Origin of the sequence: Undibacterium sp. Dicai25W, assembly GCF_049340505.1 — a bacterium.
GTDB classification, from domain to species: domain Bacteria; phylum Pseudomonadota; class Gammaproteobacteria; order Burkholderiales; family Burkholderiaceae_D; genus Undibacterium; species Undibacterium jejuense.
Genome location: NZ_JBMPOQ010000023.1, coordinates 31,165 through 57,547, shown reverse-complemented (window position 1 = coordinate 57,547; position 26,383 = coordinate 31,165). Strand labels below are relative to the sequence as shown.

Annotated in this window: 18 protein-coding genes; all 18 read left to right on the top strand. The window is 46.7% G+C overall.

Translation table 11 applies throughout. From position 1 onward, the window contains the following. The first annotated feature begins 415 nt into the window (after nucleotides 1-415). The 18 genes from pilV (at nucleotide 416) to neuC (ending at nucleotide 26,352) form a co-directional block, all read left to right on the top strand. Nucleotides 416-991, top strand: a complete 576-nt coding sequence (gene pilV / locus ACO0KY_RS17660) for a type IV pilus modification protein PilV (RefSeq protein WP_423048247.1) — start codon at nucleotides 416-418, stop codon at nucleotides 989-991. Nucleotides 992-999: 8 nt separating this feature from the next. Beyond that, on the top strand, nucleotides 1,000-2,049 hold the full coding sequence (locus tag ACO0KY_RS17655) for a PilW family protein (RefSeq protein WP_423048245.1): 1,050 nt from the start codon (nucleotides 1,000-1,002) through the stop codon (nucleotides 2,047-2,049). Nucleotides 2,050-2,077: 28 nt separating this feature from the next. Then, nucleotides 2,078-2,704: a pilus assembly PilX family protein gene (locus ACO0KY_RS17650; protein ID WP_423048243.1), complete on the top strand. Its 627-nt coding sequence runs from the start codon at nucleotides 2,078-2,080 to the stop codon at nucleotides 2,702-2,704. Beyond that, nucleotides 2,701-6,684 carry a pilus assembly protein gene (locus tag ACO0KY_RS17645; RefSeq protein WP_423048241.1) on the top strand — a complete coding sequence of 1,328 codons (3,984 nt, stop codon included), beginning with the start codon at nucleotides 2,701-2,703 and terminating at the stop codon, nucleotides 6,682-6,684. The genes ACO0KY_RS17650 and ACO0KY_RS17645 overlap by 4 nt, the downstream gene beginning before the upstream one ends. Before the next feature lie 86 nt (nucleotides 6,685-6,770). Further along, complete coding sequence (locus tag ACO0KY_RS17640; protein WP_423048239.1) at nucleotides 6,771-7,229, top strand: type IV pilin protein; 459 nt, start codon at nucleotides 6,771-6,773, stop codon at nucleotides 7,227-7,229. A gap of 1 nt (nucleotide 7,230) precedes the next feature. Further along, complete coding sequence (locus tag ACO0KY_RS17635) at nucleotides 7,231-7,794, top strand: GspH/FimT family pseudopilin (RefSeq protein ID WP_423048237.1); 564 nt, start codon at nucleotides 7,231-7,233, stop codon at nucleotides 7,792-7,794. A gap of 333 nt (nucleotides 7,795-8,127) precedes the next feature. Beyond that, nucleotides 8,128-11,631: an exodeoxyribonuclease V subunit gamma gene (gene recC / locus ACO0KY_RS17630; RefSeq protein ID WP_423048235.1), complete on the top strand. Its 3,504-nt coding sequence runs from the start codon at nucleotides 8,128-8,130 to the stop codon at nucleotides 11,629-11,631. Next, nucleotides 11,628-15,353 (top strand): exodeoxyribonuclease V subunit beta, encoded by a 3,726-nt coding sequence (recB, locus tag ACO0KY_RS17625; RefSeq protein ID WP_423048233.1) that lies wholly within the window; start codon nucleotides 11,628-11,630, stop codon nucleotides 15,351-15,353. Before recC ends, recB begins: the two co-directional genes overlap by 4 nt. Then, nucleotides 15,350-17,422 carry an exodeoxyribonuclease V subunit alpha gene (gene recD / locus ACO0KY_RS17620; RefSeq protein WP_423048231.1) on the top strand — a complete coding sequence of 691 codons (2,073 nt, stop codon included), beginning with the start codon at nucleotides 15,350-15,352 and terminating at the stop codon, nucleotides 17,420-17,422. The genes recB and recD overlap by 4 nt, the downstream gene beginning before the upstream one ends. A 382-nt stretch (nucleotides 17,423-17,804) precedes the next feature. Continuing rightward, on the top strand, nucleotides 17,805-18,551 hold the full coding sequence (gene uppS / locus ACO0KY_RS17615; RefSeq protein WP_423048229.1) for a polyprenyl diphosphate synthase: 747 nt from the start codon (nucleotides 17,805-17,807) through the stop codon (nucleotides 18,549-18,551). A 306-nt stretch (nucleotides 18,552-18,857) separates the two neighbouring features. Next, nucleotides 18,858-19,196, top strand: a complete 339-nt coding sequence (locus ACO0KY_RS17610; protein WP_423048227.1) for a MarR family EPS-associated transcriptional regulator — start codon at nucleotides 18,858-18,860, stop codon at nucleotides 19,194-19,196. A gap of 34 nt (nucleotides 19,197-19,230) precedes the next feature. Then, the gene (locus tag ACO0KY_RS17605) at nucleotides 19,231-20,676 is read left to right on the top strand and encodes a mannose-1-phosphate guanylyltransferase/mannose-6-phosphate isomerase (RefSeq protein WP_423048225.1); all 1,446 of its coding nucleotides are present in this window, start codon (nucleotides 19,231-19,233) and stop codon (nucleotides 20,674-20,676) included. A 238-nt stretch (nucleotides 20,677-20,914) separates the two neighbouring features. Then, nucleotides 20,915-21,295: a MarR family EPS-associated transcriptional regulator gene (locus ACO0KY_RS17600; protein ID WP_423048223.1), complete on the top strand. Its 381-nt coding sequence runs from the start codon at nucleotides 20,915-20,917 to the stop codon at nucleotides 21,293-21,295. Nucleotides 21,296-21,404: 109 nt separating this feature from the next. Further along, nucleotides 21,405-22,385: an NAD-dependent 4,6-dehydratase LegB gene (locus ACO0KY_RS17595; protein WP_423048221.1), complete on the top strand. Its 981-nt coding sequence runs from the start codon at nucleotides 21,405-21,407 to the stop codon at nucleotides 22,383-22,385. A 4-nt stretch (nucleotides 22,386-22,389) separates the two neighbouring features. Beyond that, a complete protein-coding gene (locus ACO0KY_RS17590) occupies nucleotides 22,390-23,544 on the top strand; it encodes a LegC family aminotransferase (RefSeq protein ID WP_423048219.1) in 1,155 nt (384 codons plus the stop codon). Further along, nucleotides 23,541-24,176 carry a hypothetical protein gene (locus ACO0KY_RS17585; protein WP_423048217.1) on the top strand — a complete coding sequence of 212 codons (636 nt, stop codon included), beginning with the start codon at nucleotides 23,541-23,543 and terminating at the stop codon, nucleotides 24,174-24,176. The genes ACO0KY_RS17590 and ACO0KY_RS17585 overlap by 4 nt, the downstream gene beginning before the upstream one ends. After that, entirely contained in the window at nucleotides 24,173-25,177 is a 1,005-nt protein-coding gene (gene neuB / locus ACO0KY_RS17580) for an N-acetylneuraminate synthase (protein ID WP_423048215.1), read from the top strand. Before ACO0KY_RS17585 ends, neuB begins: the two co-directional genes overlap by 4 nt. After that, entirely contained in the window at nucleotides 25,174-26,352 is a 1,179-nt protein-coding gene (gene neuC, locus ACO0KY_RS17575) for a UDP-N-acetylglucosamine 2-epimerase (RefSeq protein WP_423048213.1), read from the top strand. The genes neuB and neuC overlap by 4 nt, the downstream gene beginning before the upstream one ends. Nucleotides 26,353-26,383 lie beyond the last annotated feature (31 nt).

Below are 26,383 nucleotides of genomic sequence, written 5' to 3'. Positions count from 1 at the left end.
AGGCTCCCCAATGCTACCCCTCTCTGTGAAAACAGTGAGGGGTTTTGCTTTTGTGATTCAGAAACTCTTCTACGATAACTCAGGTTATCAAATCCCATTCTCCGTTCACCGTTCTCAGTTCTTCGCCTCACAATAACTCGCTCAGCTCTCCGCATCGTAGGTCGGCTGCAACCCGCTGATCTAAATATCCAACACCCTGAGAGCTACCCCCCCCCCAGCGTGCTCTCGTCAACACAAGTTTTCGGTGCGAATGATCCTCCTAATATTTTTCATTTCGTTCTGTTTTTTAAAAGTATAAATAATTACCTGTATCTAATTTGAAACAAGTTCATTGTTTTTTTTAAACAAAAAACGCTAGAGTTTTATTGTTCATAGGGTAATATAAGTATCGTTAAGTAACGTAATGTACATTTATATGATTCTAAAAACTCGACAAAGTGGTTTTTCGCTAATTGAAGTGCTCATTGCTTTCGTTATCTTATCGATCACCTCGCTATGCGCTGTTGGATTGCAACTCGAAACCTTAAGAGCATCGCAGCAGACAGGTTTTAATACTTCAGCTGTTGCGTTGGCTAACGAATTAGCGGAAAAGATCCGCTCAAACAACGCTCAAATGAAACTCTCTGATGGTGCAAATTTATTTAGTAACATCAGCTACGATTCACGTAAAGACGGTGCGTTAGCGAGACCGACTATGTGCTACGCAACTTCAGCAAATTGCACTCCGGTTGAACTTGCAAAAGCAGATATCTACGAATGGCTGTTAAGCTTGAAACGCGAGTTGCCTGCGGCGCGCGCGGTGGTTTGCAGAGATGCATCACCCTTTGATGGCCCAAAGGGCGCACTGACCTGGTCTTGCACTCCGGATGGTCAGGCAGGTTTTGTCATTAAGATTGGTTGGCTTTCAAAAAAGCCGACGAGAGAAGTTTCTGACAGCGATGAAGCTGCATCGCCTCAAATTGCGATACCTGTTGAGCCCTACGTGAGGTAATAGTAACGATGTTAAGACTTTGTTGTTACGATTCTGAATCTCATCTCCAGCAAGACCGAGGATTCACCTTAGTGGAATTGATGGTGTCAGTCACTTTAAGCTTGCTATTGCTGCTTATCGCTTCGGGCTTGATCTTCTCGACCAAAAGCGTCTTTTTGACGAATGCAGACTACGTTGATACTCAGGAAACTGCGAGGTTCGCTTTGGATAATATTGGCCGTTCATTAAGACTGGCTGGATTTGTTAATCTTGATTTTAATAATGCGCCCCAGATTACACCATCGATAGCATCCGCAGACGTTGGCGGTCTGGATGCAAACAGTCTGAGTGCTGCTTCGTCAGATCTTTCCTCCCCTCTTGGTGTATCGGTCAATTCAAGTGATGTCTTGGCGGTGCGTTTTTTTGGTTCTGGTACATCGTCTGGTGGAGATGGCTCTATTACTAATTGCGCTGGGTTTTCGGTTCCGGCACCATCCTCAGCAGAAACTGTCGACGAGGACCGGGGATGGAGCATTTACTACGTTTCCAACGATATAAATAAAGAGCCCGAGCTATTTTGTAAATATCAGTCAGTCAATTCTAAAGGTGGATCAATTAGTTGGAATGCGCAGGCGATCGTTAAAGGTGTGGAGTCATTTCAAGTGCTATACGGTATCGATACAAATGATCCCGCTAATGGTAGCGCCAGTAAATTTTTAAATGCCACTGCGATTAATGCGCTTGATGCGGGTTTAGTTCTGTCTGGCACGACTGAAGCAGAGAAAAAGGCCGATTTGAACCGTAAGACGTTTTGGAAAAAAGTAACGGAGATCAAAATCGCGCTTCTGATTAGTGGTTCAGAAAGTGCCAGGGTCGATAGTGCAACGAACACCTATAACTTGTTTGGTGATGACTACGCATCCCTTTCAGCAGGTACCGACAAAGGCACGACGATCAGTGAAAAAGACCTAGCTCCAGATCGTAGAAAACGACTGAGAAAAATTTACACAATGTCCGTGGTTTTGCGCAATCGCTGTGATGTAGATCCTGTGCGCGGTACTTGTCAGGCACCAAACTAATTTTCTGATTTGCTTTAAAAATTACTCAATGAAAGTCTTGATTCAAGAAAATTTGATTTTCCGCCCACGCGGCATTTCCCTCGTCGTAGCGCTTTTAATGACATTAGTAATTCTGATTCTAAGTATGTCACTGGCAAACCTTGCGCTTCAAAATGAAAAAGCATCGCGTACTGACAGGGATCGTCAAGTTGCTTTTATGGCGGCGGAAGCTGCATTGAAAGATGCTGAGATGGATATCGATTCGCAGGTGGTATTGCCAGGAAGCCGAAGTCATTTATTTGATCCTGCCTCTCAGCTATATTTTGAGACTGGATGTGCAAAGGGGGACGGCAATATTTATCAAGGTATGTGCTTGCCGTCACCTCCCGGACAGATCCCAGTCTGGTTAAGCATAGATTTAGCTGACGATAGTGATGATGCATCGTTGGTGAAATTGGGTCGCTTTACTGGACAAACTATGGCCGTCGGCAAGGGGATATTTCCAGCAAAGTTGCCAAAGTATCTGATCGAGGTGGTGCAAGATGTCGAAGCGGGGCAGAGCGCAGACGAACGAACAAAATATATTTTTCGAATTACGGCAATTGGTTTTGGATCTGATTCCAAAACACAAGTCGTACTGCAAACTTACTATCGAAAGGCGCCGAAGTCCACATGAGTGATTTTATTCTCCAAGCCATCAATACAGTGAAGCAAAGTACGTTATGCGTTCTTCCATGGATTTTTTTTACACTCGGCATGTGTTCTTATTCCTTTGCGACACCTCCAGCATTGGTATTATCTGATACGCCGCTGTATATCAGTAGTGGTCGTGTTCATCCTAATTTGCTATTGGATTTGTCAGTTGAATTTCCGACTGTTAAAGCGGCGTATGCTAATGCAAGTGACTACAATAAAGCGACCGAATATCTGGGATATTTCAATAGTAAAAAATGTTACTTAAGTGGCGGCGTTAAAAATTTTGTGTTGGTGAATAGCAGTGGTGTAAATACGGTCGATGCCAACGGTAATGCTACCCGATTTGCAAGCTGGTCTGATATGCAGAATGGCTATTTTTACGTGGTCAAGGACGCTGATACAAACCATGAGTGCGATGGGGCTTCTTTTAGCGGCAACTTTATGAATTGGGCTTCAGCCTCAGCCATAGACATGCTGCGGCTATCGCTGACTGGTGGTGATCGAGTCGTCGATAATGTTTCTCAGACGATTTTGCAGCGCGCTTTTTTACCTTCCGGATTTTATAATTCTGGATATTTCCCCAAGAAAATGGTGAGTGCCACATCAACCATGAGCTCACCGGGAATGGTGACCCCATATCAGGTCGCTAAACTTTACGTTCTTAACTGCGAGAATAGAATTATTTTTTCAGACGTTGACACTCAAAGTTCATGCGCAGCTACGCGTACCTATCCGAGTAATAATGCCTCTTCAGATGTCAAACTTTATATGTCGTCTGACAGGGGGCTGGGAGAATTTTTAGTTCGTGTTCAGGTTTGCGATAGTTCCGAAAGTAATTCCAGAATTGACTTATGCATGCAGTACCCAGGCGGAAATTACAAGCCAGTTGGCCATATGCAGCGTTACCAAAATTCGGTGAGATATGGCGTATTCGGCTATTTGCTTGATAACGCGAACACGCGCTATGGCGGCGTATTAAGAGCGCCTGTTAAGTATGTCGGTAGCTTGCAGTATCGGTCAAGCAGCGGCTTCATAGCCGAACCAAATGACAGACCAGAATGGGACTCTGTAACAGGCATATTTGTCGTCAATCCAGAGAAAGACCTCAGTGGTAATAGCGGAGTCATTAATTACCTCAATAAATTTGGACGTAGCGGGAACTATAAAACCTATGACCCATTAAGCGAGTTGTATTATGAAAGCATCCGCTATCTGCAAGGAAACTCCCCTACACCAGAAAGTACCAATGGCATGACAACAGCCATGCGGGATAATTTTCAGGTGGTGACGAAATGGGCGGATCCGATTGTTGCATCATGCCAGCGAAACTATATTGTCGCCATTGGTGACGCCAATACGCATCAGGATACATATATTCCCGGTACCGCATTGACTGGCGCAAATCGTCCTAAACGCGCTGTTGAGACTTCATCTAATGATGCTAGCGGTAACGCCAGATTACCTGCATTTGACGTTAAAGCGCAGACCGATGTATTGGCGGCAATGGAGTCCAGTGCCATCTATGGCAACAGCAATCCATATCCGAATTTATCCAACATGTCCACGGCTTATACCGGGTCAGTGAATGGGACCTTTTATCTCGCTGGTATCGCCTATTGGGCGCATACCAATGATATTCGTTTTGATAAACCTGTGAGGGTAAAAACCTTCACGCTCGATGTCGATGAAAATGGCAATGGTTCTATTGATAACGCGGCGCGTGTCAATACTGGTCCGCGGGTATCTCAATTATATCTGGCTGCCAAATATGGTGGTTTTAATGATGTGAATGGAGATAAAAATCCGTTTAAGACATTCGCCAGTGATGGAAGGTCTGTCGCCAATAATAATTCCGAGTGGGCGAGTGGTAACAAGCTTGATCCCGACAATTTCTTTCTCGCAAGCGATCCAAAAAAAATGATGAAGGCGATCAATACGATTTTTCAGTCTGTCACGTCATCGGGTGGCACGCTGTCTGGTGTTGGTATTTCATCCTCTATGATGAGTGACAACCCTTACGTTTATGAGCCTGGTTTCTCGTCTAATAAATGGTCAGGGAGTTTATTGAAAAAGAGTGTAATTAACGCAAATATGATCCCAGAGTGGGACGCTGGTCAAATTCTGACGGGTAATGCTGTGGAAAAAATTGCGCCATTTCCAGCACCTGAGGACAGACAGATATATACGGCAAGAATAAATACGGACGGTACTTTAAAAATGACGCCATTTCTGTGGGCTGATGGTAGCAATTTTAGCGCTGCTGATCAGGAAAAGCTTAACACGGATCAAAGCAGCGGCGTCATTGATAATCTCGCTACAGAACGCATTAAGTATTTGCGCGGTGATCGTAGCCTGGAGTCGCATATAGATGGTAAGGGCATGCCAGCTGGGCGATTCAGAACAAGGGACAGTGTTTTAGGCGATATTATCAACAGTACACCTAGTTACTATGGCGCACCGGCAAAAAACGTTTCAGGTCCAGGTTACACAGCTTTTTATAATCGGAATGCTGCACGCAAAAAAGCCGTTTATGTCGGCGCCAATGATGGTTTTTTACATGCATTTGATGCGGACAATGGCAAAGAACTATTTGCCTACGTTCCGAATGCCTTGATACCAAAATTGAGTAACTTAACGGACCCGTCCTACACTCACCAATCGTTTGTTGACGGAAAAATTGTCATCAAGGATGTGCAAATTAAAGAAAATTGGGCAACAGTCTTAATTTCCGGAATGGGAAATGGGGCAAAAGGTTTGTTTGCTTTAGATGTTACTCGTCCGGATCACTTTGCAGAGGGTTATGGTGCATTATGGGAGTTTACTGATAAAACAGACCCAGACATGGGGAACCTCGTCTCCGCGCCTTTGATTGCTAAATTCCGGGTAGGTGGAACAGCAAGTAATCCGACCTACGGAAATTTTGCTGTTGTTTCTAGTGGCTACAATAATTACAGCCCAGACAAAGGAAGCGGGCAAGGTGCCATCTTTTTTCTATCTCTCGATAAAATGCCGGATGAGCCTTGGGTGCTTAATTCAAATTATTTTAAATTGATGACGCCAGTGAAGGACGCAACTCAAGCAAACGGACTCGGTGCGCCCAATGTAACCTATGGCGGCGATGGTGCTGTAAATAATCTGTATGTCGGCGATTTGCAAGGAAATTTGTGGAGGTTTTCGATTATTACCAGTGGCTTTGGAAATATCCCCAAAACGCCGACCCTATTATTTTCAGCTAAGTCTGCGAATAGTAAAGCACAAGCTATTACGGTTCAACCCCAAATTGTCTTTGCACCTGGCGGTGGTTATTTAGTGCTATTCGGCACCGGCAAATATCTGGAGGCAAATGATATTGTTGTCAGCAATTTTGCACAAAATTCGTATTACGCCATTTTTGATACGACCTATAACGCTGATGTTGTGACGGGACGTAGTCAATTGGCGCAACGTGTAATGATGGCAACCGCGAATGGCTATGTTATTGCTGGAAAAAATTTTTCTTACGGAACAAAGTCCGGAAGCAACAAAGGCTGGTATGTGGACTTCGTGAATTCCCAGCTTACTGGTGAACGTATTCATCACGATTTGCCAGGTACGGTTGTCGGTAATTACTATGGATTTAATAGTATGACTTTGACTGGCAACCCTTGCTCACCTGGAAGTGGTCGTAGATATTTGGTGGATGTTTTAACTGGATTGAGCTTGGGAAAAACTGGGTTGACATCCGGGATAGGTTTGCACAGTGCCCCAGTGACAGTGCATGTGAATACCACCGTGAGCGATAGGAACGCAACTGGAAGCCGGCGTGTGACAAGTACTTTTGTACAAAAGAATTACGGTCCCAACGGAAATGAAACCCTAGCCTTGCCAGATGTCATTACTCGCGCGGGGAGACTCAGTTGGCGTGAACTGCAGAATTACCAGGAACTTCGCAAAGACGCACTGTCTAGAAAAACACAATAAAAACACAATAAAAAGCACGATAAATGCTGTATGAAAACAGTAAAGATCATAGTGAAAATTGGAAACCGAAAAGTTAAGGAAAACGTATGAAAACAGATAGGAGCAAAGGGTTTAATCTCATTGAATTAGTCATTGCACTTGCGATAGTCGCTGTGTTGAGCACCGTCGCGTATGCATCGTATAGTTCTGGCGTGATAAAAGCAAAACGCGCAGAGGCAAAAAGTGCTTTGCTCAAAATGATGCAACAAGAAGAGAAATTTTTCACGCAAAACAATCGTTACATTGTTTTTGGAAAATCATCAAATGACCCCGATGCAGTAAATTTTTTATGGTATTCCGGTGATGTCGCTGGCAAAAGTAGTTATGAATTAGAAGCTACTGCTTGTAAGGACGACGATATGAAAAACTGCGTTCTCATTACAGCAGTGCCCGGCTCTTCAAATGTTGATAATCGCTTTCAAGATTTAGTATGCGGTAATTTTACGCTCAATAGTAACGGCGTCAAAGGATACACGGGATCTGGTAGTAAAGAACAATGCTGGTAATATGAAGAAATATTTATCTAGCAGTCTTCGTATCGCTGGCGTGACTTTAATTGAACTCCTGGTAACCATCAGTGTGATTGGCATTTTGTTGACCTTAGCCGTTCCTAATTTTAGTACATTGATAGAACGGCAAAAACTAATGACGACAGCTACAGAGTTTTATGCCGCGGTCAATTTAACGCGCTCTGAAGCGATCAAACGTGGTTCCCAGGTCAGTGTTGCGGCGAATGATGGCGTGAGTTGGAAATCTGGTTGGACAATTTTTATTGACAGCAATATCAACGGCCATGCTGATCCTGGTGAAACCATTATATTTTCACACGAAGCATTAAACGAAAGATTTAAAGTAAGCCATAACTTTACCGATGCGGCACAACCTTACATCTCATATGCAGGCAATGGGCGTTGTCGTACGAATGCTAATAGCCAGCAACCACAAGCGGGCACCGTTTCTTTTTCTTTGGGCGACAGCACTAAGCGTGTGAAAGTGAATTTTTTAGGCAGAGCAAAAATTTGCAACCCTGAACGCGAGCTTGGTTGTGGCGATACGCAAACAGGCAATTGATGTCTGAGTTTTACGGGATCAACATCCCAGCGTCGCGATATCACCATATCACCATATCATTATATTAGTTAAATCAGAAAAATCAGAGAAATTCGATTCATCAAATTCATCAAATTCATCAAAAAAAATTCTTCCCGGGTCTAATTCCTGAGACATGCCTTCCGCTTCATTGAAGAATATTCGTTAATATATGTCACAATATGCGCTTTCCGCATTCGCGGTTTGCGCTCAAGGTTGAATAGAGGTTTGAGCTTTTCAGCCTAGGCTTATTGGCATGAAGTGGCTGAGCTTAAAACTTCAAACGATGCGCATTTCATTCTCGTTGGAACACATATGGCGCCAGTGATAAAACCAGGTTTGATTATTCTGCATGGCAATCAATTAGAGCAATTGCAGGAAGCGGTATTTGATTGGATTAAGCGATACCCTTTGAACCCTCTCGAAAAAGACATCTTTCTGGTGCAATCGAATGGCGTCGCAGAATGGTTGAAAATAGCCTTGGCAGAAAATACCGGCATCTGCGCTGCCAATCGAATTGAATTGCCGGGCCGTTTTTTGTGGATGGTGTATCGATCCATGTTGGGGCGCAGTGAAATTCCATCGAGTTCATTTTTAGATAAATCACCATTAACCTGGCGCTTAATGCGTCTGATTCCAGAATTACTCGGTGATACAGATTTTTTACCACTTAACAACTTTTTAGCCAACGGTGATGCCGAGCGTCGATTGCAATTGGCTGCACGTCTGGCAGATTTGATCGACTTATATCAAATGTATCGCACAGACTGGTTGAGCGATTGGAGTCAAGGCAATAATCGACTCAATTGCGCTAGCGGTGATGCGCTTCCATTGAACGATGATCAAGTTTGGCAAGCGAAACTGTGGCGCGCTATTTTGCAAGATATTCCCGAACATGAAAGGCAATTAGGTCGCGTTAATGTTCACCAACGTTTTATCGACGCTATTCATAGCGGTAAAAAACCACAGGCTGCTTTGCCTCGGCGCGTTATTTTGTTTGGCGTATCTGCGTTACCACGCCAGACTTTAGAAGCACTATCGGCATTGTCAATCCACACCCAAGTTATTTTGGCAGTACCAAATCCTTGTCAATTTTATTGGGGCGACATCATTGATGGACGTGAATTACTGAAGTCGCAATTCAAACGCCAAAAGAACCGCAACGACATAGACTTATCCTCAGTACCTCTGGCGCAATTGCACATACACAGTAATCCATTACTAGCGAGTTGGGGTAAGTTAGGGCGTGACTTCATCCGTATGCTGGATGAATTTGACCAGGTAGAGCAAACCAGATCGAATTTCTCCAGTCTTAAAATTGATCTTTTTTCGGAAGAAGCGAGTACGCATTTGTTAGGGCAAGTGCAAAACGCGATTCGCGACCTATCGCCAATCGATGAAGTTGAACGAAAAAGTATTAGCGCCCAAGACCAATCGATAGAATTTCATGTGGCACACAGTGTCCAACGCGAGGTAGAGGTACTGCATGACAGACTTTTATCCATCCTCGCAAACCCTAATCCTGGTCAGCATGTAATTCAGCCTAAAGACATCGTCGTTATGGTTCCCGATATTGCCGTATTTTCAGCGTCGATCAGGGCTGTCTTTGCGCAATACAAACGTCACGATGCGCGGTATATTCCTTTTGAAATTGCGGATGCCTCTGATCGCACAAACAATCCTTTATTGCTTGCGCTTGAATGGTTGCTGCGCTTGCCGCAACAGCGATGTTTGCAAAGCGAAATTTGTGATCTCCTTGATGTCCCAGCACTCTCCGCGTGTTTTGGTATTACAGAAGGCGATCTGCCCAAACTCAAACATTGGATACAAGGCGCAGGAATACGTTGGGGCTTGAATCAAGCTCACCGTAGCGGTTTAGGCTTAAGTGCCGCCGGCGAGCAAAATTCATGGATATTCGGTATTCAAAGAATGTTGCTTGGCTATGCGGTAGGCGCGGCAGAAGACTACCAAGGGATTGAGCCTTATGCAGAAATTGGCGGCCTGGATGCTGATCTGGCTGGATCATTGGCTGAATTCGTCACGCGCCTGATCGCTTGGCGAACAAGGATGCTTTCTTCAATGTTACCTAACGAATGGAGCATTGTAGGGCGCGAATTTTTAGAAGCTTTTTTTGTTGCAGCGTCTGATAATGATCGCGTCGTCCTAATGCGCTTAAATGAGTCTTTAGCAACATGGGTAGATTTGTGTGAGCAAGCTAATTTCTCGGAACCTGTTTCGCTCTCGGTGTTCCGTGAAGCATGGTTAGGTGGTTTGGATGATGCCAGTCTGAATCAACGCTTTATTTCTGGTGGCGTGACATTTTGTACTTTTATGCCTATGCGTTCTATGCCGTATAAAATTGTTTGTTTGCTCGGTATGAACGAAGGTGATTTTCCTCGACGTGCGCAGCAAGTTGATTTTGATTTGCTGGCGTTGCCGGGAATGGCTCGGCCTGGTGATCGTTCGCGCCGCGACGATGACCGGTATTTGATGCTCGAAGCCTTATTGTCGGCACGAGATAAGCTCTATGTTAGCTGGGTCGGGCGTAATATTCGCGATAATTCTGAACAGCCACCATCCGTTCTGATTTCTCAATTACAAGACTATTTGCGCGCTGGTTGGGATATCGATCTCAAGCAGCATACAACGGAATATCCGTTGCAACCATTCAGTGCCAAATACTTCTATCCTTCAGAGCAAAGACCCGTCACCTATGCGACCGAATGGGGCGCAGCACATGGCTTGCGAGATATCGACAATAATAAAAAAAAGCGGGATAAAAATGATACTGCTACGCAATCGGTGCAACATGATATGCCAATCACTGAAGAACCAATTCATGCCTTTGAATTAGAGCCAGAGTTCCGCTTAAAGCTCAGTGAATTGGCACGCTTTATCCGACAACCTGTTGCCTATTTTTTTCAGAAGCGCCTTGGTGTGATTTTCAATGAAAGCCAATTGGCCAGTGATGATGAAGAGCCGTTCGCAATTGATGGTTTGAGTGAATATTTATTTGCTGAACGTCTGTTAAGTGCAGATGCGGAAAAGCATGACGCCATGGATGTTGAAGAACAATTGCGCCTCAAAGTCCAGGCCCTGGCGCGAGAAGGTAGCTTCCCCATCGGCTTGCCAGGGCGATCTTTACAGGACAGACTCGTCACTGAATTAGCACCTATTGTCAGTGCTTATCAGGCACTAAGAAATAACTATCCGATTGAAGCAGAAAAAATCCCACTGATGTTTGAACATCACGGCATTATTTTGTCTGATTGGCTGGATCGCTTACGCTATCATCAACGCGACAATAAAGAGATGGTGTGCCTATTGCAAACGCCCAGTAAGGTACTTGACTCTAAGGGAATGATACGCCCCGATAAACTCATCGACGCGTGGCTCAGACAATTAGCTGCCGCGCAAGCTGGCATGACTGTCAGCGCCTATCTAGTCGCACGGGATGCCGTCATCGTTATGCCACCATTATCTGAGGCAGAAGCGACAGCGAGCTTGTCATGTCTGATCGAATTATGGAAAAAAGGTCTGGATCATATTTATCCATGCACCTGCAAAACCTCCCTGGCATTGATTGCCGGAAAAGATCCGCGACCAGTTTATGACGGTGGTTTTAATCAGTCTGGCGAGGCGGAAAATGCCTATCTCGCACGCGTTTGGTCAGATTTTTCTGAACTCAGTGCCAATCCTGACTGGGAGTCCAGTGCCCGTGCTTTATATCAACCTTTATGTACCTGGGTGAGTCAGTTGCAAATACAGGCAATCGTATCAGAACAAAACAAATTCGAAGAGTCTGGAGTCGCGTTATGAGCCTTCACCTCCAACCTATTCGTTTCCCTCTTCATGGATCACGCCTGATCGAAGCCAGCGCGGGTACCGGTAAAACGTGGACCATTGCCGCTTTGTATTTGCGTCTGGTGCTTGGGCATGGTGAAGAGAACGCATTTAAGCGTAGCTTACATCCGTCAGAGATTTTGGTCATGACGTTTACCCGCGCAGCGACCAGAGAGCTGACCGATCGCATTCGTCAGCGACTCTCTACGGCTGCCGTGTATTTTCGTGCGTCTGGCGGTGAGAAAATATTCGATGATGATCCATTTTTGAATCTGCTTTTGCAAGATTATCCTGATCTTGAACAACGCCAACAAGCCGCCTATAAACTTAGCATGGCGGCAGATGCGATGGATGAAGCGGCGATTTTTACCATTGATGCCTGGTGTCAAAGGATGTTGCGAGAGCACGCATTTGATAGCGGCTGTTTGTTTGATGAGGAGTTATTAAGTAACGAATCAGGCATCACAGAAAACGCCGTCCGTGATTATTGGCGACAGCAAGTGTATCCGCTCAATAGCCAGGCTTTGAAAATTGTCACTCAATGCTGGCGTGACGTTTATGCTCTGCAAGATGTCTTGAGCAGCTTACTACCCCATGCGGCGATCATGGGGGACAGCTCTTCGGCGTCACTCTCAAATGTCATCGCGCAGGCGCAAGCTGCGCAAATTGAACAATTACATGAGATAAAAAAAGGCTGGTCAGACATAGCAGACCAAATGCTCGCGTGGTTTACAAACGAACAAGAAAGAGCACCTAAACAATTTAGTGCAACAAAGTTAAAACCAACGAATGTACAAAAATGGCTCAATGCCCTCAAACAATGGGCGCTTGATCCCGCTTTGTTGTGGCCACAAGATTTTGATAAAACCTTTGAAAAATTTCAGCCAGATGCGCTGGTCGCTGCTTGCAATAAAGGTTATGAAGTCGTCGTTCCGGGGATCTTTGATCGTATTGCACCGCTGCAAGAAGCATTAAGTCAAATCGAACCTATCGCCCATATTTTGTGCCGCCACGCTGTGAGCATGGTTGCCGCACGTATTGATGAATTAAAGTTGCAACAAAGTCAGTTTAGTTTTAAAGACATGCTGCAAAGGTTAAAAGCAGCATTGACCGGAAAAAATAGCGTCGCAATGCGAAATCGCATGATCATGCAATATCCGGTCGCATTGATTGATGAGTTCCAGGACACGTCGCCAGACCAATATGCGATCTTTGATGCGCTTTATCGCGTGCAAGACAATGCTAGTGATCTGGGTTTATTTTTAATTGGCGATCCTAAACAATCGATTTATGGTTTTCGTGGTGCAGACATCCATAGCTATCTAGCGGCGCGTAAAGCGACGGAAGGGCGACATTATTTGCTGGGAACGAATTATCGCTCTACCACCAATTTGGTTGATGCAGTGAATCAGGTGTTCTTGTTTTCCGAAAACCAGTCCGAATATGCGGAACATCAACCCGGCGCGTTTCGCTTCCGTACTGAGTCTGAAAACCCTGTCCCATTTGAAGCTGTGCAAGCAAATGGCTTGAAATCACACTTCATAGCATTCGATACCAAAACTAACTCGCCAGCACCCGCCACAGCACTGCAATTGTTCTATGCGGACAACGCAACTGCGACCAAAGACGACGCGCAACAATTTTTTGCAGGGCATTGCGCGCAATACATCGTTGAGCAGCTCAATTCTGAACAGGCCGGTTTTCAGTCTGACGATGGATTTGTTCGATTAAAGCCGGCTGACATTGCCATTCTGGTCAAAGACCGCAATGAGGCAAGCGCAATCCGTAAATCCTTGCAAGAACGCAATGTCGCCAGTGTCTATTTGTCCGATAAAGATTCAGTCATCAAGAGCGATGAGGCGCGCGATGTCTTGCGTTGGTTACAGGCATTTGCTGAACCGTTAGATAGCGAATTGGGGCGTGCAGCATTTGCGACCAAAACAGCGATGCTCAGCCTTGCTCAACTCGTAGAACTCAGTGCGGATGATATCGCTTGGGAAGCGCGCCTTGAGCAATTAAAAGATTGGCATCTGGTCTGGCAACGGCAAGGTGTGTTAGCGGCGATACGACGCTTTATCCATAATCTGGCGTTACCAGAAAAACTATTACAGCACGTCGGCGGCGAGCGTAGCTTAACTAACGTATTGCACCTGGCAGAACTACTCGAAAGCGCGACCGAGCAACTCGAAGGCGAACACGCATTAATACGCTGGTTTGCAGAGCAAATCGCTGACGAAACCGATGGCAGTGATGAACACATTTTGCGGCTGGAAAGTGATGCCGACTTGGTTAAAGTTATTACGATTCATAAATCCAAAGGTTTGGAATATCCTTTGGTATTTTTACCATTCGCCAGTTCGGCTAAGGTCACACAACGACGTAACCGTAGCTTTTTCAAATACCTTGATGATCAAGGTAATCAGGTCATTGATTTGAGTCTGGGTGACGAAGCATTACAAGCCGTCGATCGTGCGCGGATTGAAGAAGAATTACGGTTGTTTTATGTGGCGTTGACCCGCGCCTCGCATGGCTTGTGGCTGGGTGTCTCATCGCACCAAAAGAAATTGCACGAATCTGCCCTGGGGTATTTGATCAATGGTGGTCAACAACTAGAAGTAGAGCAATTGCCAGCGGCCTTGCAGCAGTTGCGAGCTCAATGCGATGCAATAAACATTGAAGTATTAACGGGCGAGGCACCACGGTCCCAACTCAAACAAAAACAACAAAACCAAACCCCGATAGAGTTTCCGGTCTATCAGGCGCAATTTGATCGTGCCTGGTCCGTCACCAGTTTTTCTTCTATCGTTCGCAATCTGAGCCAGACGTTTTCAGTCGCACGACTAGAAGACAATAAGCTATTCGAAGATGATGAACCTGTCGTGGTACATCTATCACAAAATGCCGCCTGGCATCGTTTTCCAAGAGGGGCTGTGCCAGGACAGTTTTTACATGAGCAATTAGAGTGGATGGCAAACGAAGGATTTGGTATTGTCGCAGATGATAATTTCAGCGCGCGTTTATCGAAACGTTGCTTACGCGCCGGTTGGGATAATCATCAGGAAGATACCCTAACGTGGTTGTCCAAAATCGCCAGTACAACACTCCTGCCACTTGACGCGAGCTTGATGGAAATCGAACATTTGATTCCAGAAATGGAATTCTGGTTTCCATGTGCAGCCGCATCAGGTCAGGCACTGGATGCAGTGTGCCAAAAATACTTCTTAAACGGCGTCGCCCGTCAAAACCTGAGTGAGAAAAAATTACACGGCCTCTTGATGGGCTTCGCTGATCTGGTCTTTGAGTATGAGGGTAAATATTGGGTGCTTGATTACAAATCAAACTCGATAGGCTCAGACGACGCCGGATATCATCAATCTGCACTGGAATCTGCAATGGCAGCACATCGCTACGATGTGCAAGGCGCGATTTACATGCTGGCGCTGCATCGCCTATTGCGCTCACGCCTGGGCGATGAATATGATCCAGAAATACATTTGGGTGGCGCTGTGTTTTTCTTCTTACGAGGGATAGCGAATGACGCAACACACGGTTGTTATCATTTACCTGCCAGTAAAAAGGTATTGAACGAGCTTGATGTTCTCATGAGAAATATAGAAAAGGTTGCGGAAACAAGCGTAGAAAAAGAAGCAGAAAAAGAAGCAGTGCAATCAAAGAACAGCGGATGGGAGCACAAATGAAGACCTCGGCAGATCTGTTGGCAGACTTGACTTTGCTGGTGGAGCAATCTCACTTGCGTCGCTTGGCGCTGGCATTCGCCCGCTTTATGATCGATCGTGGTATGCGCGATCCGGTGCAGCTATTTGGTGCAGCGGTTCTGACAGAAATCGAGGCACGTGGCCACATATGTCTTGACCTCAATAGCTTTGCGCAAGACCCGTGCGCTGTTCTGGAATGGGATAAGAGCATTTGGAACAAACTAAGCAGCGAATATAATTTCCCCAAAAACAGTCAGGCATGGACTGCAGCTCTAAACTTAGGCGAGCACATCTATGTCGCAGACCCTGATGCGCCTCAAAATAACGCTGCGCAAACGAACGATTTGTTTTCTCAATTGTCCAATCAAGACCAGCAACAGCCCTTGGTTTTGCAAGGACATCGCCTGTATCTGAGACGTTATTGGAAAGACGAAACTGTCGTCGCGCAAGCGATACGCACGCGGGCTAATAGCCGTATTGATGTTGCCGAAGACGATGTACGGCGTTGGCTTGATGTCTTGTTCGACGCGTCATCTACAGTTCAAAATACGTCAGCCAACACAGAAACAGATTGGCAAAAAGTTGCCTGTGCGATCGCCGTCAGAAGTCGTCTTTCTATCATTACGGGCGGTCCCGGTACCGGCAAAACATATACCGTCGCGCGGCTGATCGCGCTGATGTTTGCGCTGAATGAAAGACCAGAACGTTTGCGTGTGGCACTGGCAGCACCAACCGGCAAAGCAGCAGCACGCTTAAAACAATCGATAGATAATGCCTTGCAAGAGCTTGCCCGCAAAATCGGCAATTCTCTACCGTTGCAAGAACTAACCTCGCGTATGGGCGCCGCCCGCACGTTACATAGCCTGCTGGGTGCCCGACCCGATACACGCCATTTCAGACATCATGCTGGCAACCCCTTAGACGTGGATATTCTGGTGGTCGATGAAGCCTCCATGATTCATTTAGAAATGATGGCGTCCTTGCTTGACGCCCTGCCACCGAACACCATTTTGGTATTATTGGGCGATAAAGATCAACTTGCCTCCGTCGAAGCAGGTGCAGTATTAGGCGATTTGTGCGGCGACGCGGAGGCGGGTGGATACTCCGATCCCAGCATTGCGTACATACAAAGAACTGCCGGACAAACTATTGCTAAACAATTTACCGGCAATGCAGGTTCTATCGCACAGCAGACGGTGATGCTGCGTAAAAGCCGCCGTTTCAGTGGTCCCATAGGGATGTTGGCGAATGCAGTTAATGATGGTGACACCGACGCCGCCAATACGTGCCTCCGCACTAGCGATCCTATTTTGCATTGGATAGAACATGCAAAACCTACCCAGCTCATCCAACTGGCGATGGCAGGCCGTGCTGGCGCTGCTGGTGGCTATCAAGCCTATCTGGAATTACTGAAGCAGCGTCCCGCACCAGCACCAGCACCCGCGCAGTCACCAAGTCAAACCCAGGATCAACACGCTGATGCTGAAAATAAATTTAAAGAATGGGTCATTGCTGTCTTACGTGCTTTTGATACGTTCAGAATTTTGTGTGCGGTCAAAGAAGGTGAGTGGGGTGTCAATGGCCTTAATGCTGAGATAGAGCAAAGCCTGCACGCGCAAGGTCTCATCAAGCGTGATAGCGAATGGTATGTCGGACGCCCGGTCATGGTCACGCGCAATGACTACAACACCGGTGTGTTTAATGGTGATATTGGCCTGGCATTGCCTGATACCGATCCCGGCAAGCCAATTCGCGTGTATTTTCTGGATGGCGACAAACTACGCAGCATTTTGGCATCCCGCTTAAGGTATGTAGAAACCGCCTACGCTATGACCGTACACAAATCCCAAGGCTCAGAATTCGCCCATACGGTGTTGGTATTGCCGCAAGACATGTCGCCGGTCTTGACCCGGGAGCTGGTGTACACCGGCATTACGCGCGCCAGAACTCACTTTTCCTTAGTCAGTCCAGTCAACCTGATCTGGCAGAAAGCGTTATCTGTCAGAACGCGCAGAGCGAGTGGTTTGATGGCTGCCCTGCATTCTGAATAGATGGCGATGCTGATTTGTGGTCCTGCTCTTTGGACGTACTGTCTTTGTCAGGACTTGCTTACAGTCACCAGCGACTATATAGAGCTATACAGCTATAGATCTGAGATGTTGTAGCTCTGATCGGGTTTGATTTATAAAATAAGCTATATTTTGAACATAGTTCGCCCCGAAACACGAAGATACAAAACTTAATTCACATTACGATGCCAATAATGCAACAGAATTGATTTTCAATTGATTGTTTTAATTATAAAATGGGAGACTGTTAAATTGTGCAATGCCGCAAGTGGTTTCCGCTCAGTTATCAGGGGCTTTAAGAGCGTGTGTTTTGCACCCTAAGTTACCCTCTAGTTGTGCCAGGTAAAAAGAAGATAACGAGAATATGAGTAAAAATAATAGCGCTTCAGTGAATGCAAAAAATAATGGTGTACCACGCCATATCGCCATCATTATGGATGGAAATGGACGTTGGGCTACAAAACGCTTCATGCCGCGCTTCGCTGGACATGCCAAGGGAGTAAAGACGATCAATAAGGTGGTGAACGCCTGCATTGACCGTGGCGTTGAGTACCTGACACTATTTGCCTTCAGTTCAGAAAACTGGCGTCGCCCGCCGGATGAAGTCTCACTGCTGATGCAGCTTTTCAGAAAAGTCCTAATCGGCGAAATCAAATTGATGGGTGAGCGCAATATCCGCCTCAAGGTTGTGGGTGATCTGAGTAAATTTGATCAAGATCTGCAAACGATGGTTCACAATGCTGAATTAGAAACTGCTGCCAATACGGGTTTGACGCTAACCATCTGCGCTAACTATGGTGGTCGCTGGGATGTCGTGAATGCCTGCAACAAGTTAATTGCCTCAGGCGTTAAGCAAGACGATATTACCGAAGAGCAGTTGAGTGCCAACCTCGCGATGGCGTATGCGCCAGATCCAGATATGTTAATCCGAACTGGTGGTGAGGCAAGGGTTTCTAACTTCTTGTTATGGCAATTGGCTTATTCAGAATACTATTTTACCAATACCTTCTGGCCTGATTTTGATGGTGCAGCACTTGACGAAGCGATAGAGTCGTTTCAAAAAAGAGAGCGTCGTTTTGGCAAAACTAGTGAGCAAGTGCAGGCGCAATAAACAGTATGTAGCTAAGTGCCCTAAGGCAAATGCCGTGGGCGCTTAGTTGATGTTGCTTAGTTGATGTTGATATGCTTTTTTGATCTGTGGCTAATGGTTTTTATTTCATCACATTGTCATTTAGCTTGAATACAATGAGTCGGAATAAAAATTTATGGCAAATAAAACAATGCTATACTTCGTGTTCATTAGTTGAACGCATTTTATTTTGTGGTCATTGAGCTTGTGGATTTTGGCGTTCATCCGGTTCACGTCATTGCCTTAAACGAAAACTGCATATTTTATTTAGACAGATCCCAAGCAAGTATGTATCGCCAAAAATTTGATGATGAAGATGCCTACCTGGAAGTGATGCGCTTGCTGGAAGCTAACCCGCAAATGTCGCAGCGTGAAATAGCCGCAGCACTGGGGGTGAGTTTAGGTAAGGCAAATTATTGCTTAAAAGCCTTACTCGATAAAGGTTGGCTAAAGATGCAGAATTTTCAGGGGAGTAAAAATAAGTTGGCTTACGCCTATTTATTAACTCCCAAAGGCATTATAGAAAAGAGCGAAATTACTGCCCGTTTTCTGCAAAAAAAAATGCATGAATACGAGCACCTGAGATCATTGATTGAATCACTGCAGTCAGAAGTGAATCCAAAATGAATCTGAAGTAAAAAGATATAGAAGGATAAAGCTCATGTTAAAAGTATCCCCAGTGATTTTGTGCGGCGGCTCAGGTACGCGTTTATGGCCTTTGTCACGCTCTGGTTTTCCTAAGCAGTTTTTGGTGTTATCTGGCACCACCAGTTTATTTCAGCAAGCAGTTGAGCGCATCAATGCCATCACTAGCCATGACATTACGCTTGACGAGACCCTGGTCGTCACCAATGAAGAGCATCGTTTTTTAGCACTCGATCAATTGCGTGAACTCAAAACTGTCAATGCCACTTTATTGCTTGAGCCCATCGCTCGCAACACCGCTCCGGCCTTGACTCTGGCAGCCTTGCGTGCGACAGAGCAGGGTGAAGATCCTATTTTAGTCGTGACGCCTGCCGACCAAACCATTACAGATCAAGCCGCCTTTACAATAGCCTTGCAACAAAGCGTACGTGCCGCAGCTGATGGCGCTATTATCATTTTAGGTATTACGCCAACGGCTCCAGAAACTGGCTACGGTTACATCAAACACCAAGGTAATGTTAAAACCTTTGGTGAATACAGCGTTGCCCAGTTCGCAGAAAAGCCAGACGCAACAACCGCACAACAATATATAGATAGCGGCAACTACTGCTGGAATAGCGGCATGTTCGTCTTGCGCGCTAGTACATGGCTCAAAGCGCTCAATCAATTCCGCCCTGATATCGCCGAAGCGACACAGGCATCCTGGCAAGATCGTAGTTCTGACGCGCAATTCATTCGCCCAACTAAAGTAGCGTTCGCAGACATCCCTAGCGAATCCATCGACTATGCCGTCATGGAAAAATGCCCGGGTTCAGGTATTACCATCAACATGGTGCCGCTGGCCGCAGGCTGGAATGACCTCGGCGCCTGGGATGCTGTCTGGCAGGTCGGCGCACATGATGCTAATGGCAACCTGATGAAGGGCGATGCTTTTCAAGCAGATACTACTAATAGTTTAATTTACGCATCCAGCCGCTTAGTCACTGCAGTCGGTGTCGATAATTTGGTGATCGTAGAAACTGCAGACGCAGTAATGGTTGCTAATCGCAGTCAAAGCCAGCAAGTAAAACAAATCGTGAATGCATTAGAAGCGCAGGGTCGCGAAGAACATACTTTGCATCGCAAAGTGTTCCGTCCTTGGGGGTGGTACGACAGCATTGATGAGGCAGAACGATTTAAAGTAAAGCGTATTCAAGTAAAACCCGGTGCCAGCCTGAGCCTGCAAAAGCATCACCATCGTGCAGAACACTGGATCGTTGTCAAAGGGACTGCTGAAGTCACATGCGGCGAGAAAGTGATTTTGTTGACCGAGAATCAGTCTACGTATATTCCTTTGGGCGAAGTTCATCGATTAAAGAATCCAGGTGTTGTACCTCTGGAAATTATCGAGGTTCAGTCGGGGAGTTACTTGGGTGAAAACGATATCATCAGGTTTGAAGATACATATGGAAGATTAGTCTAATTGGCTCTAATGGAATGAGCTGCTTTAACTAAACTTTAGTTCCTTATCTTGACAAAACCCAAAATATTTTTGGTCGGCGTAACTCAAGTGAGTTTGATAGTGTACAATTGTTCAACTTTGTACAGAACAAATTTTGCAAATTCTAGCGGTCGCGCTTGCTGAGCATTATATTGCGGGACGGTATCATGTCTAGGGTGCAATTTAATTCCGCATGTTGCAGAAGAAATTGGTTAATTTTATGACAAGTCGTCAAGCTAAGATGCAGGAAGATGCGTATTTTCGGCTTATGCGTATTCTGCAAGAAAACCCAGACCTCACGCAACGTGAGCTCGCCGAGAGGTTGCGGGTGAGTGTCGGTGGGCTAAATTACTGCCTTAAAGCACTGATTGAAAAAGGCTTGGTAAAGATGCAGAACTTTAGTCAATCCAAGAACAAGTTTGGGTACGTCTACGTTCTCACGCCCGATGGCTTGGCTGAAAAGGCCGCACTTACCCATCGGTTCCTACTGCGCAAGATTGAAGAATACGACTTGCTAAAGGCGGAGATTGAGGAGCTTGAAGGAGAGTGTGAATTCAACGATCAAGTATCTGCGCGACCGACTAAGTCAGATTGTTCTTAGTGTAGCTGTCATAGCAGGAAACGTTATCGAAGTTATCAAATTTGTAATATTGTGAAATTTTTGATGACTGAATGGTATGTGTAAGGCAAATTTAGAAATGGGAATCCAAATGCGCAATGTCTTAGTAACTGGAGCCGATGGCTTTATTGGCTCTCACCTCACTGAGCTTCTTGTTAGAGAGGGGTATAAAGTAAAGGCTTTGTCGCAGTACAACTCGTTCAACTACTGGGGCTGGCTGGAAGACGTCGAGTGTCGCAATGAAATTGAGGTCATTAATGGTGATGTGCGTGACCCGCATTATTGCAAGCACATCACCAAAGATGTGGATGTTGTATTTCACCTGGCTGCATTGATTGCAATTCCATACTCCTACGTAGCACCGGATAGCTATGTGGATACTAACGTCAAAGGCACGCTCAATATTTGCCAGGCTGCTCTGGATAATGGCGTGAAGCGCGTTATTCATACATCCACCAGTGAGGTGTACGGTACGGCTCAGTATGTTCCAATCGATGAGAAGCACCCGCTTCAGCCGCAGTCGCCTTATAGTGCCTCTAAGATCGGCGCCGATGCCATGGCGATGAGTTTCTTCAACGCTTTCGATTTGCCACTGACTATTGCCCGTCCATTTAATACCTATGGTCCGCGCCAATCTGCACGTGCCGTTATTCCAACCATCATCAGTCAGATCGCGAGCGGAAAGAACCAAATCAAACTCGGCGACGTGACGCCAACGCGCGACTTCAATTACGTTGCTGACACTTGCCGCGGCTTCCTTGAGCTGGCCCGTTGCGATAAGGCGATTGGCGAAACGGTCAATATTGGGTCCAATTTTGAAATTTCGGTGGGTGATACCCTCAATTTGATCCGTGAACTGATGAACAGTGACGTGGAATTCCTCGCAGACGAACAGCGTTTGCGCCCTGGTAAATCAGAGGTCTTCCGTCTTTGGGGTGATAACACGAAAATCCGTGAACTTACCGGATTTGAACCGAAGTACGATATTCGCGCTGGCCTACAGGCAACCATAGACTGGTTTACTCGCCCAGAAAATCTGGCTAAATACAAAACCGAAATTTACAACGTCTAAGCCTATGCTTGATTCCCTTATCCGTTTTGTCCGCGACCAATATCGCACCGATGAATTCATTCCACTCCATGCCCCTGTCTTTGCCGGGCAGGAGCGGAATTACGTCTCTGATACGATCGATTCAACCTTCGTTTCCAGCGTGGGTGCTTACGTGGATCGATTCGAGCGTGATATGGGGGCATACACTGGCAGCCCTCGGGCAGTTGCCACGGTCAATGGAACAGCTGCACTCCATATCGCATTACAGTTGGTTGGGGTTAAGCCCGGTGATCTGGTCATCACGCAACCGCTGACTTTTGTGGCCACATGCAATGCCATCGCCTACTGTGGCGCAGAGCCCGTTTTTGTTGATGTGGATCGTCATACTTTGGGGTTGTCGCCTGCGGCGCTCGAAGTCTGGCTTGACGATAACGCACGAATAGACTATGAGGGTGTGTGCCGCACGCGTGACACTAATCAAGTTGTTCGCGCTTGCTTGCCTATGCATACTTTTGGCCATCCAGCCGATCTGGATGGATTGCTGGAAGTTTGCTCCCGTTGGAAGCTTGCTCTCGTTGAAGATGCGGCCGAATCGCTTGGTAGCTTCTACAAAGGCCGGCATACCGGCACCTTAGGCGTTGTCGGTACCTTAAGTTTTAATGGTAATAAGATCATCACCACTGGCGGCGGCGGTATGGTTTTGGCAGGCGAGGCTCTGGGAATTCGCGCGAAGCACATAACGACGACCGCTAAGCAGCCTCATCCCTACGAATATGTACATGATGAGGTTGGCTACAACTACCGTCTGCCTAACCTCAATGCCGCACTTGGTTGTGCCCAGCTTGAACAGCTGGAAGCCTTCATCGCCAACAAGCGTACTCTGGCCGCGCGCTATGCAGATCACTTCAGTGGTAGCGACTTCCAATTCGTGACAGAGCCAGCTGACTGTCGCTCGAATTATTGGCTTAACGCGATCATTTGCGACAGTCGTGAGCAGCGCGATACTTTGCTCAAAGCCACGAATGAGAAGGGCGTGATGACTCGTCCGATTTGGGCTCTGATGAACCACTTGCCGATTTACGCCCACTGCCGCAAAGGTGATTTGACCCAAGCTGAATGGCTTGAGGCGCGTGTCGTCAACTTGCCGAGCAGTGTGTTGCCAGTGGAAAACGTTAGATGAAGCAGATCGGTGTTTTTGGTACGTCGGGCATGGCGAGGGAAGCTGGCGATATCGCTTGGGCGCTTGGGTATGAGCCGGTCTATGTGGCTAGAGATCAAGCCGAATTGGATGCGTACTCATTCTCTGACCGGGTAGTGCTCGAATGCGATATCGATAGTTATCTGGATCTGGGTTACGTGATTGGCATCGGGGATAGTAGTATCCGCCAACGCATTGCGCAGCGCTATGGCGAGCGTCTGAATTTTGTCAATCTTATCCACCCGAGTGCCTCCTTTGGGAGGGGGCAGCGCGAACTAATCGAATCCAGACGGGGAGTTATCGTTTGTGCAGGGGTGCGCTTCACCAATAATATTCAGGTAGGAGATTTTTGCATCTTCAATCTGAATTCAACTATCAGTCACGACGTAGTGATCGATGACTGCGTTTATGTGGCGCCTGGTGCACATGTCACTGGCAATGTTCATATTGGAACCCGTTCCTGGATCGGGTCTGGTGTTGCGATTAATCAGGGAAATGAAAGTATGAAGCGTCAGATTGGGGCAGATACCATCATTGGATCTGGTGCCGTTGTCGTGAATGATTGTGACCCGAATGCGGTATATATCGGCGTTCCCGCCAGGAGAATCAAATGAGAACATTGATCATCGCTGAAGCCGGTGTAAACCATAACGGCGACATCGAGCTTGCGAAGAAATTAATTGCCGCCGCTGCTGCTGCAGGGGCTGATCTGGTCAAGTTCCAAACCTTTAAAGCATCAAATCTTGTTTCCGCTTCAGCCCCAAAAGCTGAATATCAGAAGAAGACGACAGCGAGCAGCGAGAGTCAGCTTGAGATGATTCAAAAGCTTGAATTGTCGAGAGAAGACCATGCTGTTCTGATTGAAGAGTGCCGCGCACACGGAATAGGTTTCTTTTCAACCGCCTTTGATTTCCAGAGCTTTGATTTGCTCATGGAGTTGGGGTGCCTTGAGCAAATAAAGATACCATCCGGAGAACTGACAAACCTACCATTGCTGCGCTATATGTCCCGCGTCGGCAAGCCTTTGATGTTGTCGACCGGGATGGCAAATCTTGGCGAAATCGAAGCCGCGATTGAGGCTGCAGTGGAGGCCGGCACGCCCCGTCACTTGATCACGGTCCTCCACTGCACGACGGAATATCCGACGCCAATGGAAGATGTGAACCTGCGTGCGATGGTTTCGATGAAGCAGGCGTTTGGTGTGAATACAGGCTACTCGGATCACACCCCTGGCATTGAAATTCCAATCGCAGCGGTCGCGCTGGGCGCAACCATCATCGAAAAGCACTTTACGTTGGATCGTAATTTGCCTGGCCCTGACCACAAAGCCAGCCTGGAGCCGAATGAACTCAAGGCGATGGTCGACGGCATTCGCAATATTGAGAGAGCGCTTGGCGATGGTGTCAAACGCCCCAGCGTCAGTGAGCTGAAAAACAAGCCTATCGCGCGCAAGTCGCTGGTCGCAATTCGTCCGATTCGTGCAGGGGATACTTTTAGCGCGGACAACATGGGTGCTAAACGTCCGGGAACGGGTTTGTCTCCAATGCGCTGGGATGAGGTGATTGGCCGTACCGCGATCAAAGATTTCGCCGTTGACGAATTAATTGCGCTATGAGTCGAAAGATCTGTGTAATCACCGGTACACGGGCAGAATTCGGCTTGTTGCGCTGGCTTATGCAAGAAGTACAAAACGATCCGGCCTTAGAGCTGCAGGTGATTGCTACTGGCATGCATCTCTCGCCTGAATTCGGTCTCACTTATCGTGAGGTCGAGCAGGCTGGTTTCTCGATTGATGCCAAGGTAGAGATGCTGCTGAGTGCGGATACTGCTACCGCTGTGACTAAATCCATGGGCCTTGGTTTGATTGGTTTTGCCGATGCCTACGCGCGCTTGGCACCAGACCTGATTGTCGTATTGGGCGATCGTTTCGAAATTCTTGCTGCCGCTTCTGCGGCTCTGATTGCTGGTATTCCGGTAGCTCATTTGCATGGTGGAGAAACAACTGAAGGAGCTTTTGACGAAGCTATTCGCCACTCCATCACAAAGATGTCGCACCTCCATTTTGTTGCCGCGGATGAATATCGGCGGCGAGTGATACAGCTCGGTGAGCAGCCCGAACGTGTATTTCTAGTCGGTGGACTGGGAATTGATGCGATCAAGCGCATTACTTTGCTTGAGCGCGAAGCGTTGGAGGCTTCACTGGACTTCAAGTTGGGCAGTAAAAACCTGCTCATTACATTTCATCCGGTTACCTTGGAAGGAGTAAGCTCGCAACAGCAGATGGCCGAGCTTCTTACTGCCTTGGGTGGATTGACTGAAACCAATCTGATTTTTACCATGCCGAATGCCGATACAGGCGGCAGGGAATTGGCAGCGATGGTGGATGCCTTTGTTGCATCTCACAGCAATGCGCGTGTGTACGCCTCGCTTGGCCAGCTGCGCTATCTTTCATGCATGCAGTATGTGGATGGCGTGGTTGGGAATTCGTCGAGTGGACTGGCCGAGGCACCTAGCATGGGCGTTGGCACTATCAATATCGGCGATCGGCAAAAGGGTAGGCTGGCTGCCAGCAGCGTTATAGACTGTGCTCCCACGGTAGACAGCATAAGTGAAGCACTGGCGAAGCTGTACGATCCTGAGTTTCGATCGATGCTGGGTCAAACTGTCAACCCTTACGGTAATGGAGGCGCTAGCAAGAAAATCGTAGAGGTCTTGAGTACGTATCCCATCGATAATTTGTTAAAAAAGTCGTTTTACGACATCCCGAATGACACCAGAAATTGGAATTAAAAAATGATTTGCATCGGCAACTGGAGAAAGT

What these genes read in the sequence shown, in the direction of transcription:
- ACO0KY_RS17635 (WP_423048237.1), top strand. Translation starts at nt 7,231, where the DNA reads ATGAAGAAATATTTATCTAGCAGTCTTCGTATCGCTGGCGTGACTTTA.
- ACO0KY_RS17585 (WP_423048217.1), top strand. Translation starts at nt 23,541, where the DNA reads ATGAAGCAGATCGGTGTTTTTGGTACGTCGGGCATGGCGAGGGAAGCT.
- recD (WP_423048231.1), top strand. Translation starts at nt 15,350, where the DNA reads ATGAAGACCTCGGCAGATCTGTTGGCAGACTTGACTTTGCTGGTGGAG.
- recC (WP_423048235.1), top strand. Translation starts at nt 8,128, where the DNA reads ATGGCGCCAGTGATAAAACCAGGTTTGATTATTCTGCATGGCAATCAA.
- neuB (WP_423048215.1), top strand. Translation starts at nt 24,173, where the DNA reads ATGAGAACATTGATCATCGCTGAAGCCGGTGTAAACCATAACGGCGAC.
- recB (WP_423048233.1), top strand. Translation starts at nt 11,628, where the DNA reads ATGAGCCTTCACCTCCAACCTATTCGTTTCCCTCTTCATGGATCACGC.
- ACO0KY_RS17590 (WP_423048219.1), top strand. Translation starts at nt 22,390, where the DNA reads ATGCTTGATTCCCTTATCCGTTTTGTCCGCGACCAATATCGCACCGAT.
- ACO0KY_RS17610 (WP_423048227.1), top strand. Translation starts at nt 18,858, where the DNA reads ATGTATCGCCAAAAATTTGATGATGAAGATGCCTACCTGGAAGTGATG.
- ACO0KY_RS17645 (WP_423048241.1), top strand. Translation starts at nt 2,701, where the DNA reads ATGAGTGATTTTATTCTCCAAGCCATCAATACAGTGAAGCAAAGTACG.
- ACO0KY_RS17605 (WP_423048225.1), top strand. Translation starts at nt 19,231, where the DNA reads ATGTTAAAAGTATCCCCAGTGATTTTGTGCGGCGGCTCAGGTACGCGT.
- pilV (WP_423048247.1), top strand. Translation starts at nt 416, where the DNA reads ATGATTCTAAAAACTCGACAAAGTGGTTTTTCGCTAATTGAAGTGCTC.
- uppS (WP_423048229.1), top strand. Translation starts at nt 17,805, where the DNA reads ATGAGTAAAAATAATAGCGCTTCAGTGAATGCAAAAAATAATGGTGTA.
- ACO0KY_RS17640 (WP_423048239.1), top strand. Translation starts at nt 6,771, where the DNA reads ATGAAAACAGATAGGAGCAAAGGGTTTAATCTCATTGAATTAGTCATT.
- ACO0KY_RS17600 (WP_423048223.1), top strand. Translation starts at nt 20,915, where the DNA reads ATGACAAGTCGTCAAGCTAAGATGCAGGAAGATGCGTATTTTCGGCTT.
- ACO0KY_RS17595 (WP_423048221.1), top strand. Translation starts at nt 21,405, where the DNA reads ATGCGCAATGTCTTAGTAACTGGAGCCGATGGCTTTATTGGCTCTCAC.
- ACO0KY_RS17650 (WP_423048243.1), top strand. Translation starts at nt 2,078, where the DNA reads ATGAAAGTCTTGATTCAAGAAAATTTGATTTTCCGCCCACGCGGCATT.
- neuC (WP_423048213.1), top strand. Translation starts at nt 25,174, where the DNA reads ATGAGTCGAAAGATCTGTGTAATCACCGGTACACGGGCAGAATTCGGC.
- ACO0KY_RS17655 (WP_423048245.1), top strand. Translation starts at nt 1,000, where the DNA reads ATGTTAAGACTTTGTTGTTACGATTCTGAATCTCATCTCCAGCAAGAC.